Annotated in this window: 15 protein-coding genes; 11 read left to right on the top strand and 4 right to left on the bottom strand. The window is 50.8% G+C overall.

All coding sequences use genetic code 11. The features are described 5' to 3' along the window. The first annotated feature begins 35 nt into the window (after positions 1 to 35). The 5 genes from BM318_RS04010 (at position 36) to BM318_RS14370 (ending at position 5097) form a co-directional block, all read left to right on the top strand. Positions 36 to 1337, top strand: a complete 1302-nt coding sequence (locus BM318_RS04010; RefSeq protein ID WP_092980865.1) for an ATP-dependent 6-phosphofructokinase — start codon at positions 36 to 38, stop codon at positions 1335 to 1337. 18 nt (positions 1338 to 1355) lie between these two features. Beyond that, a complete protein-coding gene (locus BM318_RS04005; RefSeq protein WP_092980863.1) occupies positions 1356 to 2024 on the top strand; it encodes a succinate dehydrogenase cytochrome b subunit in 669 nt (222 codons plus the stop codon). Positions 2025 to 2032: 8 nt separating this feature from the next. Beyond that, a complete protein-coding gene (locus tag BM318_RS04000; RefSeq protein ID WP_092980862.1) occupies positions 2033 to 3940 on the top strand; it encodes a fumarate reductase/succinate dehydrogenase flavoprotein subunit in 1908 nt (635 codons plus the stop codon). A 5-nt stretch (positions 3941 to 3945) separates the two neighbouring features. Next, a complete protein-coding gene (locus BM318_RS03995) occupies positions 3946 to 4692 on the top strand; it encodes a succinate dehydrogenase/fumarate reductase iron-sulfur subunit (protein ID WP_092982061.1) in 747 nt (248 codons plus the stop codon). A 255-nt stretch (positions 4693 to 4947) separates the two neighbouring features. Further along, complete coding sequence (locus tag BM318_RS14370) at positions 4948 to 5097, top strand: hypothetical protein (RefSeq protein WP_177218252.1); 150 nt, start codon at positions 4948 to 4950, stop codon at positions 5095 to 5097. A gap of 3 nt (positions 5098 to 5100) precedes the next feature. Here the strand turns inward: BM318_RS14370 and BM318_RS03990 are convergent, their stop codons facing one another. Beyond that, positions 5101 to 5694, bottom strand: a complete 594-nt coding sequence (locus BM318_RS03990; RefSeq protein WP_092980861.1) for a TetR/AcrR family transcriptional regulator — start codon at positions 5692 to 5694, stop codon at positions 5101 to 5103. Between the two features lie 39 nt (positions 5695 to 5733). Then, on the bottom strand, positions 5734 to 6483 hold the full coding sequence (locus BM318_RS03985; protein WP_092980859.1) for an SDR family NAD(P)-dependent oxidoreductase: 750 nt from the start codon (positions 6481 to 6483) through the stop codon (positions 5734 to 5736). Between the two features lie 143 nt (positions 6484 to 6626). On the opposite strand from BM318_RS03985, the gene BM318_RS03980 reads away from it, so the two are divergent. The 5 genes from BM318_RS03980 (at position 6627) to BM318_RS03960 (ending at position 13979) form a co-directional block, all read left to right on the top strand. Further along, positions 6627 to 7058, top strand: coding sequence for a hypothetical protein (locus tag BM318_RS03980; protein WP_092980858.1), 432 nt, complete (start codon positions 6627 to 6629; stop codon positions 7056 to 7058). A 181-nt stretch (positions 7059 to 7239) separates the two neighbouring features. Next, positions 7240 to 8454, top strand: a complete 1215-nt coding sequence (gene dinB / locus BM318_RS03975) for a DNA polymerase IV (RefSeq protein ID WP_092980857.1) — start codon at positions 7240 to 7242, stop codon at positions 8452 to 8454. A 12-nt stretch (positions 8455 to 8466) separates the two neighbouring features. Next, the gene (locus BM318_RS03970; RefSeq protein WP_092980855.1) at positions 8467 to 11514 is read left to right on the top strand and encodes a DNA polymerase III subunit alpha; all 3048 of its coding nucleotides are present in this window, start codon (positions 8467 to 8469) and stop codon (positions 11512 to 11514) included. A gap of 114 nt (positions 11515 to 11628) precedes the next feature. Beyond that, positions 11629 to 12870 (top strand): pyridoxal phosphate-dependent aminotransferase, encoded by a 1242-nt coding sequence (locus BM318_RS03965; RefSeq protein WP_245759731.1) that lies wholly within the window; start codon positions 11629 to 11631, stop codon positions 12868 to 12870. Beyond that, positions 12867 to 13979, top strand: a complete 1113-nt coding sequence (locus BM318_RS03960) for an AEC family transporter (RefSeq protein ID WP_092980853.1) — start codon at positions 12867 to 12869, stop codon at positions 13977 to 13979. Before BM318_RS03965 ends, BM318_RS03960 begins: the two co-directional genes overlap by 4 nt. On the opposite strand, the gene xylA is transcribed toward BM318_RS03960, so the two are convergent. After that, positions 13963 to 15288 (bottom strand): xylose isomerase, encoded by a 1326-nt coding sequence (gene xylA / locus BM318_RS03955; RefSeq protein ID WP_092980851.1) that lies wholly within the window; start codon positions 15286 to 15288, stop codon positions 13963 to 13965. The two genes, BM318_RS03960 and xylA, sit on opposite strands and share 17 nt — an antisense overlap. 11 nt (positions 15289 to 15299) lie before the next feature. Next, on the bottom strand, positions 15300 to 16817 hold the full coding sequence (locus BM318_RS03950) for a xylulokinase (RefSeq protein WP_245759730.1): 1518 nt from the start codon (positions 16815 to 16817) through the stop codon (positions 15300 to 15302). A gap of 125 nt (positions 16818 to 16942) precedes the next feature. On the opposite strand from BM318_RS03950, the gene BM318_RS03945 reads away from it, so the two are divergent. Further along, positions 16943 to 17404: a DUF4231 domain-containing protein gene (locus tag BM318_RS03945; protein ID WP_092980847.1), complete on the top strand. Its 462-nt coding sequence runs from the start codon at positions 16943 to 16945 to the stop codon at positions 17402 to 17404. Positions 17405 to 17407 lie beyond the last annotated feature (3 nt).

Genomic DNA, 17407 nt, shown 5'->3' with positions numbered 1-17407 from the left:
ATTTTAAATACCGCCGAATTGCAGTCTAGTCAAATATGTTTCAAATTGAAAATCTGGGGGATAGGAAGTACAAATCGCCCATACAGTTAAGTACGGTAAAGGGCGACAACATCTTCAATTTTGTCGACGACGAGGATCGGCTGGTTTACGATATGTCCCTTGAAAATTATCAGTTCTGCCTCGACAATCAAAAAGAACCTGATTGCCTGGAGAAGGCCGGGCCCAGGCAAAACCTGTTTTTTGATTCCAAGCAAACGACTGCCGCTATTGTTACCTGCGGGGGATTGTGTCCGGGGATAAACAATGTTATTCGCGGTGTGGTCATGGCTTTGCACTATTACTATGGTGTCAGGCGAATCCTGGGGATACCTTACGGATACGAAGGACTCAATCCTGAGATGGGGCATGGCCTGATAGAACTTACCCCGGATAAAGTAAAAGATATACACCAGTTTGGGGGGACGATTCTGGGTTCCTCCAGGGGTGCCCAGGATGTAGGTGTAATGACCGATACCTTGGTGAAAAATGGTATCGACATCCTCTTTGCCATCGGAGGAGATGGGACCTTAAAGGGGTGTAATGCCATTGGTGAGGAAATCCAGAAAAGAGGTCTGAATATCGCTGTGGTAGGCATTCCCAAAACGATTGACAACGATATCGATATCATTGACCGATCCTTTGGTTTTGAAACCTCTTTTGATATCGCCAGCCCGATTTTACGCGATGCGCATAACGAAGCGCAAGGGGCATATAATGGAGTGTCTATAGTGAAGCTCATGGGAAGGGATAGCGGATTCATTGCAGCTTCGGCCGCCCTGGCTATGCCCGTAGTTAATTTTGTCTTGATCCCTGAGCAGGAATTCAATCTCCATGGCGAAAATGGATTTCTGGAATCGTTGCGACGTCGGTTGGAAGCCAAAAATCACGCTGTAATTGTGGTTGCGGAGGGAGCCGGTCAGCATCTTTTTCAAAAAGAGGAAGAACGAAAAGATGCCTCCGGCAACATCATGCACGACGATATTGGCATTTTCTTGAAGGAAACGATAAAGCAATATTTCAAGGACATTTTTCCGATTACCATCAAATACATCGATCCCAGCTATATCGTGCGCAGTGCAGCAGCAAACTCCAGCGACAGTGTCTTTTGCAGCGGCCTTGCCTATATGGCGGTTCACGGGGCAATGGCGGGTAAAACAAAGTTTGTGGTCGGGAGAGTAAATAACAAGTTGGTATACCTGCCCATTAGCGCCGTAGTTCAAAAGCGTAAAAAGATCGACCTGGAGAGCGATTTTTGGTTTGCGGTCTTGCAGAGCACCGGCCAACCCTTTTTCATGTGAATTTGATATGCTGAGCTCATGACAACCAATCCACTTTTCTTCAGAAAAACCGCAATAGCCTTAACCGGGTTGTTCCTCTGCCTTTTTCTGATTGTACACCTCTCCGCAAATTGCATCTTGTTGCTGCCAAAGGAGCTCGCAATTCCCGCGTATAATTCGTATTCGACCTTGTTGCGGGAAAGTCCGCTTATAAAAATTGTGGCGTATTTGCTCTACGCAGCGATTCTTTTACATGTGTTTTATGCCCTTTTGGTAACCTTGAGAAACCGCAAGGCGAAACCCGTGCGTTATGCCGTGAACCATGCCGGGGAAAACAGTTCCTGGGCTTCCAGAAATATGGGGGTGCTGGGAACACTCATCCTGATCTTTATTGTGATTCACCTCGCAAACTTCTGGGCGCGGATTAAATTGGGATTGGGTGAGGCTGTCCCTTCCGACCCCAATGGCAATCTCGATGTTTACAGTGTTACCTACGAACTATTCCAGAATGCTTGGTTTGTCGCGTTTTATGCGTTGATGGCCATCCCCCTGGCATGGCACCTCCATCACGGTCTGAAAAGCGGGTTTAAGACGCTTGGTTTTTATCATCAGGGCGGGCTTCGAATCATAGCCAGGATTTCCCTGATTTACGCCTGGATTATGGGGCTGGGTTTTGGGATTATACCCATAGTTGTCTTCTTTAAATAAGTGCTGTTATGCTGTTAGATTCAAAAATCCCGGAGGGTCGCCTGGAAGATAAATGGAGAAACTATCAATTGAAGGCCCAATTGATCAATCCGGCGAATAAAAAGAAACTGCGGGTCATTGTCGTTGGAGCAGGACTTGCCGGTGCAGGGGCTGCCGCTACCCTTGCCGAATTGGGCTATAGGGTAGATTGTTTTTGCTATCAGGATTCTGCCAGAAGGGCCCATTCCGTTGCCGCGCAAGGGGGGGTGAATGCCGCGAAGAACTACCAACACGATGGCGATAGTGTTTACCGCATGTTTTACGACACCCTCAAGGGTGGGGATTTCCGATCCCGGGAAGCCAATACCTATAGGCTGGCCGAACTTTCTGCCCCTTTGATTGATCACTTTGTGCAGCAAGGCGTTCCCTTTGCCCGGGAGTACGGAGGAACCCTGGAGAATCGAAGTTTTGGCGGGGTGCAGGTGCAGCGCACTTTTTATGCACGGGGGCAGACCGGGCAGCAATTACTGCTGGCGGCCTATTCGCAATTGTATAAAATGATTGCAGCCGGAAAGGTAACGATGCACACGCGGAGCGAGATGATGGACCTGGTTCTGGTCGATGGCAAAGCCAAAGGGATTATTGTCAGGGATTTGGTCTCCGGCGAATTGAAGCGATTTGCAGCAGATGCTGTGGTGCTGGCCACCGGAGGTTACTCCAGGGTTTTCCGGCTGTCTACCCTGGCCATTGGTTGCAATGGGAGCGCTATATGGAAGGCCCACAAAAAAGGAGCCTGCTTTGCTGCTCCGAGCTTTACCCAAATTCATCCTACAGCCTTGCCGCAATCCAGCGAAGCGCAATCCAAATTAACCCTCATGTCCGAATCCTTGCGGAACGATGGACGGATCTGGGTGCCAAAGACCAAAGGAGATCAAAGAACACCCGGAGAAATACCCGAGGAGGAACGGGATTATTATTTGGAAAGGCGCTATCCGAGTTTCGGGAACCTGGCCCCGAGGGATATCGCTTCCCGTGCAGCAAAGGAGCGAATCGATGCGGGTTATGGCGTAGGTCGCCTGAAGAATGCCGTATATCTTGACTTTAAGGACGCTATCGCTCGATTTGGGTTAGAGGTGATTAAAGATCGCTACGGCAATCTCTTTAACATGTATCAAAAAATCACGGGAATTAATGCCTATAAAACCCCAATGCTCATCTCCCCTGCAGCGCACTTTTCAATGGGAGGCCTATGGGTGGATTATGAATTGATGACCACCATTCCAGGGCTCTATGCAGTTGGAGAATGCAATTTTTCGGACCACGGCGCAAACCGACTGGGCGCAAATTCCCTACTGCAGGCCAGCGTGGATGGGTATTTCATTCTCCCCAATACCATAAACAATTATCTGGCAGGGGCAATGCAAGGAAGTCCGGATACCAATCACCCGGCCTTTGAGGAAGCCGAACGGGAAGTTCGCAACCATGTCGACCGTGTCCTGGGCATTCAGGGAAGCAAAACAGTAGACCATTTCCACCGGGAATTGGGTCGGGTCATGTGGCAGGAATGCGCGATGAGCCGAAACAAAAAGGGATTGGAAAAAGCTATCGATCAGATTGAAAAAATCCGGGAGGAATTTTGGAGGGATGTGAGCGTAACCGGTGGGGATAAAGAAATGAATACGGAACTGGAAAAGGCCTTGCGCCTGGCAGATTTTATCGAATTGGGAATCCTGATGTGCACCGATGCCCTGCAACGGGAGGAATCCTGTGGCGCCCATTTCCGGGAAGAATATCAGACCGATGATGGGGAGGCATTCCGGAAAGATGAGGAGTATTCCTATGTCTCTGCCTGGGAATATCAGAAAGGAGACTTTGTGCTACATAAAGAACAGTTGAAATTTGAATTCGTGCAGCCCACGGTTCGCAGTTATAAATAATGGCCATGCAGGTAACATTCAAGATTTGGAGACAGAATGGTCCCAAGGACAAAGGAAAATTCGAATCCTACCCGGTAGATGACCTGACCGATGATATGTCGTTTTTGGAAGCCTTAGATCATTTAAATGAGCGTCTTGTGGTTGCGGGTAAGCAGGTCATTGCCTTTGAATACGATTGCCGGGAAGGCATCTGTGGTCAGTGTGGAATTTTTATCAATGGCCGCGCCCATGGGCCCCACGATCATATGACTACCTGCCAGCTGCACATGCGGAGTTTTAAGGATGGGGATACGATCGTTGTGGAACCCTGGAGGGCCGCATCATTTCCAATTATAAAAGACCTTGTAGTAGATCGTAGCGCCTTCGATCGGATTATTGAAAAGGGTGCTTATATCAGCTCCCAAACAGGTACAGCACCCGAGGCCAATGCTATTCTTATCCCGAAATCGGTTGCGGATAAAGCAATGGATGCCGCCGCATGTATTGGATGCGGAGCATGTGTGGCTACCTGTAAAAATTCCTCGGCAGCCCTGTTCACGGCGGCTAAGATAAATCACTTGAACCGACTGCCCCAAGGTAAGGCAGAGCAGCATACCCGCGTGAAGGAGATGACCTGGCAAATGAATCTCGAGGGCTTTGGAAGTTGCACATTTACCGGGGCGTGTGAGGTAGAATGCCCGGAGGGGATATCCATTTCGAATATTGCGGAGTTAAACGCGAGACTACTCAAGTCAAAGATCTCCGGTTCCTAGGCTATCGTTCAGTTGGCCAAAACTACTTTAGGGTTATCTCACATCCGTAAAACGCAGATAATCAGGATTAACGGATAAGTTAGCACAGTAAATCGCTATTTCCCTGCAGTTAGTCGAAAGAGTGAATTCCCTGGCAATTTCTCAGCTAATTTTAGTGCTCCTGCCAACTTTAGATTAGTGCTATCAGGCAGGTGTTTCATCCCCAGAAATCGCGTCATGATCGGCTCCGTAACAATTAGCTCATTTCTGAAGAAAATGTCTTTTTCTAAAAGTCGGCTGTCCAGATTCAAGGCTTTTGCCCGCAAATTTCACGACAGGTATCTCGGCAAAATCGAGATCATCATTATCATAGCCCTGATAGGATACATTATCGGGCTCACTATTTTCCTGATTGTTCTCTGGTAAGTACTAGAGGCTTCTTGGCTTTAAGGAATCCAAAGCAATATTTAAAACCTGTTGCATTTCGTCCCGGCTCATGGAGGTCTTGGATATCGCCATTAATCCATAATACTGCGTCAGCAGAAAGGAAGCTACAGCGCTGGTATCCATGGAATCGGAGAGCTGCCCGGCTTGCTTTCCCCGGTTGAGGCGGTTCTCAAATATTTCCGTTACAGCCCTGCGATTTTGTTGCAGGACACCTGAGATTTCAGGAGGACCTGGCACAAATTCCGTGGTAATATTGACAATGAAACATCCTTTTTTTTCGGGGTCGTTACAAGCTTGCTCCAGGGCACCTTCGAAAAGTCGCCGAAAGGCCGCATGCACGTTTTCCTCACTATTCAGTATTCCGTCCAGACGGGAATAATTACCGCTTAAGTATTGGTCTATCGCACTGCGGAAAAGCTGCATCTTATCCCCATAGGTATTGTAGAGGCTGGCCCGGTTAATACCCAGGGTTTCCACAATATCCTGCATTGAAGTGGCATGGAACCCTTTCTTCCAAAAGAGTTCCATAGCCTTATTCAATACTTCATTTTCATCGAATGCTTTGGTGCGTGGCATGGCTGAATCTTCCCTTCAAAAATAGGGATTTCTCAGGGGTTATACCTGTGCAAAACCGCCATCGACGGGAATTTCTGCCCCATTGATATAGCTGCTTTCGCTGCTGGCCAGAAACAGTGCTGTTGCCGCTATTTCTTCGGACTTTCCAAACCGGCCCAGGGGAACCATTGCCGGAAAGTTAGAAGCCATTCCGTCGATTTGTTCCTGAGCAACGTTGTGCTTCTGATATATAGGCGTTTCGATAGGCCCGGGGCTTATCGCGTTTACACGGATGTTTTTCTCACCTAATTCGGCTGCCAGGATTCGGGTTACCGAGCGGAGGGCCGCCTTACTTGAAGCATAAGCCGCCATGGCTGGAAATCCTTTACCGTTAACTACAGAGGTATTAAAGATGATGCTTCCACCTTCGTTCATGTGAGGGATGGCTTCCCTTGCGGTGAAAAGGGGTCCGCGCACATTAATGTTTTGTACTTCGTCCCAGATTTCCGGGCTGAGTTCGGCCACGGCTTCCAGTCTGAAAATGCCTGCATTGAGGAAGAGGATGTCAATTTTTCCAAAGGTGCTAACGGTTTGCTCTATGAGCTGGCGACTATCGTCCAGGTTGGAGGCTTCGGCCTTAACCAGCAGATAATCTCCGGATAATTCTCCTTTAAGATTGTCGAGTTTTCCCTGGTCTCTTCCTGTGAGTACTACCCGGGCTCCTTCGCTTAAAAATCGCTTGGCGGTTTCCAGTCCCATGCCGCTGGTTGCTCCTGTTATTATGGCTACTTTGTCTTTGATCTTGGTCATGTTTTTAGATTTAAATTGTTATAATGGAACGAACATTCCAATACAAACGTATTATAATGGAACGAACGTTCCAAATAATTGTGAAAAGCTTAACACAAGCAACGGATTGTGATTATGACCATCTTATCTGAAAACTTCATGCTATGCGCCCGATTCTTTTCCTATCGCTATTCCTTGTTTGTATTCTTTTCAGTTGTGATACTTCCGACGATGATCCGCCCCGCTCTTCGCAGTGCGGAATCCTGGCCGAGGTTAATGAGAACCGATGGCGTTCGGCCAATACCGATGGCTATGTCATTGAATCCGTGATGCTCGAAGGGGATTGTCTTGAAATTACATTGGCGGCCAGTGGTTGTGATGGCGAAAGTTGGGAGGCCCGGCTTTTCGATGCTGCAGCCATAGCGGAATCCTTACCCCCACAGCGCGATGTCCGGATTGATTTTTCGAACCCGGAGCTATGCGATGCTTTTTTGCAGCGGACATTCGTTTTTGACCTGAGCCGGTTGCGGGTGAGTAGCAATTCAGTGTTTCTCAATTTGGATGGCTGGGAGGATCAGATCCTTTATGAGTATTGAGATTGGCTTTCTTAATTTAAAGGGATAGGAACCCCTCCCCGTATCAATTTACTCTTCCTTCCTGCAGTGAGCCAGCACTGTAGCACACACCCCTGAAAATTTAACACATTATCACATGGAATAATTCCAAAAAATAGGAATATATCCATAAATTAGCACCCCTCTTTTTTTAAAAAGCGCGATGCAAAAGACCATCCTCCATCTCGATCTCGACACTTTTTTTGTGTCTGTGGAACGCAAACTGGACAGCCGGCTCAAGCAAAAACCCATTCTGGTGGGCGGCTTAAGCGACCGGGGGGTAGTAGCGGCCTGCAGTTATGAAACCCGTGGATATGGGGTGCATTCCGGGATGCCCATGCGCATGGCGCGGGAACTTTGCCCGGAAGCGGTTGTGATCCGGGGGAATGCCGGAACCTACAGCAAGCATTCCGATGAGGTCACGGAGATTATCAAGGAGCAGGTGCCGCTTTTTGAAAAATCGAGTATCGATGAGTTCTACGCAGACCTTACCGGGATGGATCGCTTTTTTGGCTGCTATCGCTATGCGACCGAGCTGCGTCAGCGGATTATCCAGGAAGCAGGACTGCCAATTTCCTTTGGGCTTTCGGTCAATAAGGTAGTTTCCAAAATGGCTACGGGGGAAGCCAAACCCAACAACCAGCTCAAGATCGATTTTGGCTATGAAAAGGCATTCCTGGCCCCGCTCTCGATCAAGAAAATACCCATGGTCGGGGATAAGACCTACCAGACATTGCGCAACCTGGGGCTGCGACAAATCCGTACGGTACAGGAGATGCCTGTAGAGGTTATGCAGCAGGTGCTGGGAGCTAACGGACGGGTAATCTGGAAGCGAGCCCAGGGGATCGACAATAGCCCTGTCGTCCCTTTTTGTGAGCGCAAATCCATTTCCACCGAACGCACTTTTGACCGGGATACCATCGATGTGCACCGCTTGCGCGGAATCCTGATCGCGATGACCGAAAACCTGGCCTTCCAGCTGCGTCGGGGCAGTAAGCTCACCGCCTGCGTCACGGTAAAGATTCGCTATTCCGACTTTAATACGTACTCCAAACAGCTGCGTATTCCCTATACCTCGGCCGACCACAAGCTCATCCCCAAGATCCTGGACTTGTTCGAAAAACTATACGACCGCCGCCTGCTCGTCCGCCTGATCGGGGTGCGTTTCAGCCACCTGGTAAGCGGGGATTACCAGATCAACCTCTTTGAAGATACCGAGGAGGTCCTGAATCTGTACAATGCTATGGACCGTATCCGCGAACGTTTTGGGGACAAAAGCGTGATCCGCGCCTCGGGTCTGGGGGCGCGTACTATTGGCCGCATGCACAACCCTTTTGACGGCCGTCCGCCCATTGTGCTGGCTCATCGTAAACAGTAGTGGTGTCTTTGCATGTATTTGAATTGCCACACATATTACAGCCTTCGCTATGGTACCTTTTCCGAACTGGAATTACTGGAGCTCGCCCGGGAGATGGGGGTGGGCACAGTGGCCCTGACCGATGTAAACAACACCTCGGCCGGGCTCAACTTTGTACGCCGGGCCCCGGAGTTTGGAATTCGTCCGCTTTTGGGGATCGATTTCCGCAATGGGGTGGATTCGTGTTTTGTGGGATTGGCCCGGGATAATGCCGGGTATTTCGAGCTCAACCGTTTCCTCTCGTTCCACCTGCACGAAAAAAAACCGTTGCCGTCCCGGGCGCCTGCTTTTGAGCATGCGGTAGCGATTTACCCCTTCGAAAAAGTATTGCTGGAGGAAATGGAAGGCTTTACCCCACACGAATACATCGGGATTTCGGTTCGGGATTTACGCAAGCTGCCCTTTTCCCACCTGGTAGGCTATCGCGATCGCCTGGTGGTGATGCAGCCGGTAACCTTTCGCAACAAACGGGATTACAATGCGCATCGGCTGCTCCGGGCTATCGACAACAACACCCTGCTCAGTAAGTTGCCTGAAACACAGCAGGCAAGCCCCGACGACTGCATGTATCCGGTGGCCAACCTGGCTGAGGCCTTTGCGGAGTATCCTTTTATCCTGGAAAATACCCAGGCCCTGATGGCTTCCTGCAGTATCCACTTTGACTTTTCCGAGGATCGAAAACCACAGAACCTGCGACATTACAGCGGGGATCGCCAGGCCGATGAAGCCCTGCTCGAAAAGCTTTGCCGCCAGGGCATGCCCTATCGGTATCCGGATCCCGGTCCGGAGATCGAGAAACGGTTGGAGAAGGAACTCCAGCTGATCAAGGCCAAGGGGTTTGTCTCCTATTTCCTGATCAACTGGGATATCGTGAGTGAGGCGCGCCGCCGCGGGTTTTTCTATGTCGGGCGGGGGAGTGGGGCCAATAGTATTGTGGCCTACCTGCTGCGGATTACCGATGTGGACCCCATTGAGCTGGATTTGTATTTTGAGCGCTTTATCAATTTGTTCCGGGCCAACCCTCCGGATTTCGATATTGACTTTTCCTGGCGGGACCGGGAGGAAATCACCCGTTACATCTTCGAGCGTTTTGAACACGTGGCCCTGCTGGGTACCTACGTAACCTTTCGGGAGCGGGGGATTATCCGGGAACTCGGCAAGGTATTTGGCCTTCCCAAGGCGGAGATCGACCAACTCTGTGAAGGGCAGTACGAAAGTTCCCGCCTCGATGAGGTAACGCGATTGGTCCTGCGTTATGGGGGCCTGATTAAGGGGATGCCCAATTATCTGAGTGTGCATGCCGGGGGGATTTTGATTTCGGAAAGACCCCTGAACTGGTTTTCGGCGACCCACCTGCCGCCCAAGGGCTTTGCCACCACCCAGTTCGACATGGTCATTGCCGAAGATGTGGGGCTGTACAAATTCGACATTCTGGGCCAGCGGGGCCTGGCCAAGATCAAGGAAGCCCTGGAGATAGCGAGGCAGAACCAACCGGAAGAAAGCCGGGATACGGATATTCACGATATCCGCAGCATGAAGCGCGACCCGGTGATCAATAACCTGATCAAAACGGCCCAGTGTATGGGGTGTTTCTACGTGGAGTCCCCGGCCATGCGAATGCTGCTGCGCAAACTTGAGGTGGATAATTACCTGGGCCTGGTAGCGGCCAGTTCCATTATCCGGCCGGGAGTATCCAAGAGTGGAATGATGCGGGAATACATCCTGCGCCACCGGGACCCGGAGCGCGTGAAACGGGCTCATCCCGTATTGCTCGATATTATGCCGGATACCTATGGAGTAATGGTTTACCAGGAGGATGTGATCAAGGTGGCGCATTATTTTGCCGGCCTCGACCTCGGGGAAGCCGATGTGCTCAGACGGGGGATGAGCGGGAAGTTCCGTTCGCGGGACGAATTCGAACGCGTACGGGCAACCTTTGTCGAGAATTGCCGCAAAAAAGGGTATTCCGAATCCCTGATCTCCGAAATCTGGCATCAGGTATCCAGTTTTGCAGGTTATGCCTTTGCCAAAGGCCATTCCGCTTCTTATGCGGTGGAGAGCTATCAAAGCCTGTACCTGCGCGCTTACTTCCCCCTGGAATATATGGTAGCCGTCCTCAACAACGGAGGCGGTTTTTATCGTTCGGAACACTATGTGCATGAGGCCCGGATGTTGGGAGCACGCATCCACCCGCCCTGTGTGAACCGTTCGGTTTGGGCCAACAGTATCCGGGGCAGGGATATCTTCCTGGGGATGATGTACCTGCGCGAGCTGGAAGCACGGGTAGCCGATCGCCTGGTCCGGGAACGGGAGGCCAAAGGCCCGTACCGCAGCATAGAGGATTTCCTGGACCGGGTTCCGCTTTCCATAGAACAGCTCAGTATCCTGATTCGAATCGACGCTTTCCGCAGTTTGGGGGAGGAAAAACACCGGCTGCTCTGGAAGGCGCATATGCTGTTGGGTAAGGGGAAGGTAAAGGACCATCCGCGACTCTTCCCACCCCAGCGCACCCGTTTTCGTATCCCGGAGCTCCCCGGTACCGACCTGGAGACAGCTTTCACCCAGATCGAACTCCTGGGATTTTGTCTTTGCAGCCCCTTTGAGCTCCTGGAGCATCCCCCGACTAACGATACGGGGAGTCGTCATTTTCCCGGGTACCTGGGTCGGCGTATCGATATCTACGGTTACCTGGTGACGGTCAAGAACACCAAAACCCACAAGGGCAACCGCATGCATTTTGCCACATTTATCGACCGGTATGGAGAGGTCTTTGACACGGTACTTTTTCCACCCGTAGCTGCCCGTTATCGCTTTCGCGGCAAGGGGATTTACCGTAGCGTCGGCAAGGTGGTCAGCGAGTTTGGTTTCCTGAGTATCGAGGTGGAATGGATGCAAAAGCAGGACTATATTTCCGATCCCCGGTACTCCGATATGAAAACCAGCACCCGTTTGCGGCTGGGTAAGGAATCAGAATCCCTGAAACAGGCCGGATCCGATGAACCCGGAATTGCGGAAGCCTGAAAATTCCCCCTGAAAAAATATCAGTTTCACAATCCGGACCGGCCGAATTCAGCAAGCCCGTAAAAATGCATTTCTGATTCTTCTGCCCCTTATTTTTTGATGAAATTCATAGAGATGAACCACCTGGCGACCGCCTGGTTGCCAACTGACAAGAAGCACACTATGAAAACCAACACCTTCGACCGACGTACCTGGCTCAAAAGATCTGCACTTACTGCAGGGGGCCTGGGCCTGATGCCTTTTACTGCTTACTGCGACACCCCGTTGGCAGCAATGCCCGTAACCGCCAAAGGGCTACAAATAATGAGCCCGTTTTTCGGGGAATTCATCCCCGCCGGATTACCCGAACAACCCTTATTGGCCAAACTCAATGCCAATGAAAATCCCTATGGTCCTTCTCCCAAAGCCACCGCGGCCCTGTCCGCTGCCATGGCCGGCGGAAATCGCTACGGCTGGAGGGAGTTGATGGGACTTATGGAGCGCCTGTCGGAAAAAGAAGGGGTAAGCCCCAAGCACCTGCTCATGGGGCCGGGGTCTTCAGATTTACTCGAAAAGACTGCGATGGTATTTTTTCAGGGTGGTGGGAACGTAGTTTCGGCTGACCCTTCCTACATGTCCCTGATCCAGGTCGCTAAATCCTGTGGTGCCAGTTGGAAGCCTGTACCCCTGAAAACCGATTGGTCACATGATCTGCCCGCTATGGAAGCGGCGATAGACGAGGAGACCAAATTGGTCTATATCTGTAACCCCAATAATCCAACAGGGACCATTACGGCGGCCGATGGCCTCCGCGAATTTTGCGCCCGGGTATCGGAGCGTGTGCCCGTTTTTGTAGATGAAGCTTATTTGGATTTCCTGGAAGACGGGATGAAACAATCCATGGTATCCCTGATCGCCGAAGGTAAAAACGTCATTGTAGCCCGTACGTTCTCCAAAATCCACGGGATGGCCGGCCTTCGTGTAGGCTATGCGGTGGGACTACCGGAAACCCTGGAGCGGATCAATGCCATTACCCGTGCCGGGATGGGAATCGCCTGTACGTCTATTGCCGCAGCCGACGCCAGCCTTTCCGATATGGAATTCCTGAAAAGCTCCCGGGAGAGAAATGCCGAAGTTCGGGAGTTTACTTTTGAAGGCCTGTGCAGCCTGGGACATGATCCCGTTGCTTCCCATACCAGTTTTATGATCTTTCCTATCGCCCTTGAGGGCAGGGATTTCCTGGATAAAATGTCGGCCCAGCGCGTTGGGGTTCGCGCCTTTGAATTCCTGGATAAAAAATGGTGTCGTGTAAGTATGGGTACCCGCCAGGAAATGGAGGTATTCCTCGCAGCGATTGCAAAAACGCTGGTCGGATGAATCCTGCTCTCCAGCGCACCGTAGAACTCGTATTGATAATCCTGATCGGCTATTTGCTGCAGCGAAAGCTCAATGCGAAACAGCAATTGGAAGGGGTGAAATTGATTATCCTCAATGTGGCCCTCCCGGCTACAATCTTCCTGGCGCTGTTGAAAATAGAATTAAAGGCTTCATTACTCATATTACCGGTTGCCGCCCTGGGGTTTAACTTGTATATGTTATTGGCAAGCCGTTTTTTCCTTCCTGTCTTGCAACCCGGTATTTCTGGCAAACAACGCCGTACCCTGAGCCTGTTGTTGCCTTCCCTGGCCCCGGGGCTCTCCTGCTTTCCCTTTATTCTGGCTTATCTGGACGATTCCAGCCTGGCACTGGCAGCCCTGGCCGATGTGGGGAACAAGTTTTTCGGGTTAATCCTATTGTACTTATTGGCGATGCAATGGTATCACCGGCGCAACTCGGAAACGAACGGCAAATCGACCACCGGGAAATTGAAGGGATTACTCCTTTCCTTGATCCGGGAACCGATCAACGCGGCCATTGCCCTGGCCCTTATTTTGTTGATCGCAGGGTTAGGCCTGGAGCACCTTCCCGCTGCAATAGCATCTACGATCAATCGATTCAGCCTTATGATGGTAGGACTGGTATTGCTTTTTATCGGGATGGCGGTGCGTGTGGGTAAATCGGATTTACGCCAGATTGCCCTCCTGCTCAGTTGGCGCTCCGGGATGGCCCTGTTGTTTTCAGGGATTTTCCTCCTGCTTTTTCCCGCGTTGAGCCCGGCAATGGCTTTGCTTATTTTGGTTTTCCCCCAAAGCTCTTGCAGTTTTTGGCCCTACGCCCATATGCATTTAGTTGGAAAGCTCGAGACAGACAGGAATATCAAAGGCCCTACTTTCGATACGGATTTGGCGATCAATATACTCGCCTGTTCCCTGCCTTTTTCCTCCCTGTTTATCCTGCTCATTTTCAATTTCGGATCCTTCTTCAGTACGGGATGGATAAGCCTCTCCCTGGGTACAGGGATGGTGCTCATCGGGTTAATGCCCCGAATCTGGTCCTGGATACGAAGGCAGGTATTTGCCCCTGAGGCGATTAAAGATATTGGTTGAGAATATTCTCAAAGAGCTCCTGTTGCCCGCTGCGGCGGGCAATGTCCGGATTCGCCTGAAAATAACTGTGCAGGTCCTCCAGGCTGAGTTTTCCAGCCTCAAATGCTGCCCCTTTGCCGCTATCAAAGGAACTATAGCGCTCCTTTCGCATTGCAGTAAAAGCGGAATGTTCCAACACCGCCTGAGCAGTTAATAATGCCCGGGCAAAGACGTCCATGCCGCCGATATGTGCATAAAATAGATCTGCCGGATCGGTAGAATTACGCCGCACTTTGGCATCAAAATTTACACCACCTCCCTGGAAACCGCCGGCCTGTAAGATAACCAGCATGGCCTGGGTGAGCTCGTAGACGTCTACAGGAAACTGGTCGGTGTCCCAGCCGTTCTGATAATCCCCCCGATTGGCATCGATGCTGCCCAATAGATTGTTGTCTGCCGCAACCTGCAATTCATGTTCAAAAGTATGCTGGGCCAGGGTGGCATGATTCACCTCGATATTGAGTTTAAAATCGTCGAGCAGATCGTATTTTGTGAGGAAGCCCAGAACCGTTGCGGCATCAAAATCGTACTGGTGTTTGGAGGGCTCCATAGGTTTTGGCTCAATAAAGAAAGTGCCTTTAAAACCTTGTTTTCGGGCATAGTCCCGGGCCATGTGGAGGAATTGCGCCATGTGGTCCAATTCCCGGCCCATATCGGTATTCAATAAGGACATGTAGCCTTCGCGTCCACCCCAGAAAACATAATTCTCCCCGCCGAGCTTTATTGTCGCATCCAGGGCATTTTTCACCTGTGCCCCTGCTGCCGCCACCACGGCAAAATCCGGGTTGGTTGCCGCCCCATTCATATAACGCGGATTGCTGAAACAGTTGGCCGTACCCCAGAGCAATTTAACCCCGGAGGCCTTCATTTTTTCGGCGGCATAATCGGTAATAAAATCCAGGCGTTTTTCTGATTCTGCCAGGGTGTTCCCTTCGGCTATCAAATCAAAATCATGGAAACAGAAATAAGGGGCGCCTATCTTGGTAATAAACTCAAAGGCTGCGTCCATTTTGTCTTTGGCTTGTTGCATGGGATCGGAATTCCGCAACCAGGGAAAATCCTGAGTCGGTGCTCCAAAGGGGTCTGCTCCCAGACCGGTAAAGGAGTGCCAGTAACAAATGGCGAACCGAAAGTGCTCTTCCATGGTTTTTCCACCCACCTTTTGACTGGGATCGTAATATTTAAAAGCCAACGGGTTGTCCGAATCCTTCCCTTCGAAGGGTATTTTTCCAATTCCCTTAAAATATTCCTGTGCTCCGGTTACGATCATGATCGATGTATTTATGATGATTTATTTTCTAATGCGTTCCGCAAATGTTGCTTCCAGCGCTGGTAGGCTTCCTGGATGGCGGAGGTGTCGGTTTGTGGAAGGTACAATCCTTCCTGTGAATCTGTGGCACATGCCTCGGACAAACTGGCCAGGTTGCCGCAGGCCAATGCGGCAGCCCGGGCGGCTCCGATGGCCCCGGTTGTATTTACAAGCTCAATGCGGGCCCCACTTAGCGTGGCCAGGGTATCCCCGAAAACAGCAGCCTGAAACAGGTTATCCGATCCGGCGCGTATCTTCGAAAAGTGCGCTGTATCCTGCATCAATTCCATGCCATAAGCAAAAGCGAAAGCAATGCCTTCCAGGGCAGCCCGGCACAAGTGATCTTCGTTGTGGCGGTTAAAATCAATACCATGCATGGAGGCACCGGGAAACCTGTTCCCTAACATGCGCTCTGCCCCGTTTCCGAAGGGCAGGAGGCTCAAGCCATCGCTCCCCGGAGATACAGCACTCGCCCTTGCATTCATCTCGTTATAGGATAGTTTTTTACCCATGAGTTTTCTGAGCCATCCATACTGGATACCCGTGCCATTTATGCAAAGCAATTTACCGATACGGGCTGCCTCCGCGGTATGATTCACATGCGCAAACTGGTTGATTCGACTGATCTCGTCTTTATCGGGCTTATCACTTACCGCATAGACTACTCCGGAAGTTCCTCCGGTAGCAGCAACTTCCCCGGGTTCCATGACATTCAGCGACAAGGCATTGTTGGGTTGGTCTCCGGCCCGGTAAGCTATGGGGATTCCCTCCGGAAGGCCCAAGGCTGCGGCAGCTTTTGCCGAGAGCTCGCCCTGCTTGCCCAGGGTAGGAACGAGCGCCGGGAGCAGGTCGGTGGAAAGCCCGCAGGATTCCAGCAGCCAATGGGCAGGCGTGTTTTGTTGAAAATCCCAGAGAATGCCTTCGGACAACCCGCTTGAGGTAGTCGTGATGTGCCCGCTAAGTTTCATGGCCAGGTAATCCCCCGGCAGCATGATTTTATGGATTCTCTTAAACTGCTCCGGTTCATTTTCTTTTACCCATAACAACTTTGGTAGGGTGAAATTACCCGGATGATTGAGCATGCGCTGCGCGAACACGGTAGGACCAACCTTTTCGAATAGGGCATCCCCGGTTTGAACTGCGCGGCTGTCGCACCAAATTATCGAGGGGCGGATCACTTCCTGCTGCTCGCCAACGGCAACCAGTCCATGCATTTGATAGGCAATTCCAATTCCACCGACATCTCTGGGATTGATGGCTGCTGAGGAAAAGAGTTTTCGGGCTGCGCTTACCGCGTGTGTCCACCAGGCTTCAGGATCTTGTTCCGCCCAACCCGGATGAGGGGCGTCGATAGGCATTTCAGATTCCGGGGCATGGGCCCTGGCAATTTCCCTTCCGTCGGCAGCATCGATCAATGCCGCCTTAACCGAAGAACTTCCCAGATCAAAACCGAGATAAACCATGCCCTTAAATTCAGCATTATTACCCACATCGGCAAACCTTGAGGAGGATAACCTCTAAAGCGTGGCTAAAGGAGCTGCATCTAGCCTATTGATAAAAATACCCTAAATTCGATGCTGCCCCAGTTAATCGAAGCGACCAAAAGATTCCGCATATGGAAGAAGCAGATTATATGAAAGTACGGGTAGAGGCACAAAGGGCCTGGTATTCCAAAAAAAGTAGTCTCAACAAGAAATACCATTACCGATTCAATGCGGCCATACTGATATGCAGCGCACTGATTCCATTTTTGTCGGGATATGAAAACCTGAATCTCTCGCCCTTGTTATCCGGCGAAATCCCAAGCAGTTGGGTGGTCGGGCTTTTGGGGGTATCCGCAGCCTCCCTCACCGGAATCACTGCTCTGGTAAAATTTCAGGACAAATGGACCACTTACCGGGCAGCGGCTGAAGCCCTTACCCGGGAAAAAATGCTTTACGATACAGCCACTTACCCTTATGATAAAGGGGGCAATAACTTCAATCTTTTCGTTCGGAATATCGAAGAGATCCTCGGCAATGAAAATAAAGGCTGGGTGCAGTTTACAGGGGTTGGGGAGCAGCAGGAACAGCAGTAGGAT

Source organism: Robiginitalea myxolifaciens, assembly GCF_900115205.1.
GTDB lineage: Bacteria > Bacteroidota > Bacteroidia > Flavobacteriales > Flavobacteriaceae > Robiginitalea > Robiginitalea myxolifaciens.
Note: the sequence above shows the minus strand (reverse complement) of the source record. Positions and strands in the feature narration are given on the sequence as shown.

What these genes read in the sequence shown, in the direction of transcription:
- BM318_RS04010 (WP_092980865.1), top strand. Translation starts at nt 36, where the DNA reads ATGTTTCAAATTGAAAATCTGGGGGATAGGAAGTACAAATCGCCCATA.
- BM318_RS04005 (WP_092980863.1), top strand. Translation starts at nt 1,356, where the DNA reads ATGACAACCAATCCACTTTTCTTCAGAAAAACCGCAATAGCCTTAACC.
- BM318_RS04000 (WP_092980862.1), top strand. Translation starts at nt 2,033, where the DNA reads ATGCTGTTAGATTCAAAAATCCCGGAGGGTCGCCTGGAAGATAAATGG.
- BM318_RS03995 (WP_092982061.1), top strand. Translation starts at nt 3,946, where the DNA reads ATGCAGGTAACATTCAAGATTTGGAGACAGAATGGTCCCAAGGACAAA.
- BM318_RS14370 (WP_177218252.1), top strand. Translation starts at nt 4,948, where the DNA reads ATGTCTTTTTCTAAAAGTCGGCTGTCCAGATTCAAGGCTTTTGCCCGC.
- BM318_RS03990 (WP_092980861.1), bottom strand. Translation starts at nt 5,694, where the DNA reads ATGCCACGCACCAAAGCATTCGATGAAAATGAAGTATTGAATAAGGCT.
- BM318_RS03985 (WP_092980859.1), bottom strand. Translation starts at nt 6,483, where the DNA reads ATGACCAAGATCAAAGACAAAGTAGCCATAATAACAGGAGCAACCAGC.
- BM318_RS03980 (WP_092980858.1), top strand. Translation starts at nt 6,627, where the DNA reads ATGCGCCCGATTCTTTTCCTATCGCTATTCCTTGTTTGTATTCTTTTC.
- dinB (WP_092980857.1), top strand. Translation starts at nt 7,240, where the DNA reads ATGCAAAAGACCATCCTCCATCTCGATCTCGACACTTTTTTTGTGTCT.
- BM318_RS03970 (WP_092980855.1), top strand. Translation starts at nt 8,467, where the DNA reads ATGTATTTGAATTGCCACACATATTACAGCCTTCGCTATGGTACCTTT.
- BM318_RS03965 (WP_245759731.1), top strand. Translation starts at nt 11,629, where the DNA reads ATGAACCACCTGGCGACCGCCTGGTTGCCAACTGACAAGAAGCACACT.
- BM318_RS03960 (WP_092980853.1), top strand. Translation starts at nt 12,867, where the DNA reads ATGAATCCTGCTCTCCAGCGCACCGTAGAACTCGTATTGATAATCCTG.
- xylA (WP_092980851.1), bottom strand. Translation starts at nt 15,288, where the DNA reads ATGATCGTAACCGGAGCACAGGAATATTTTAAGGGAATTGGAAAAATA.
- BM318_RS03945 (WP_092980847.1), top strand. Translation starts at nt 16,943, where the DNA reads ATGGAAGAAGCAGATTATATGAAAGTACGGGTAGAGGCACAAAGGGCC.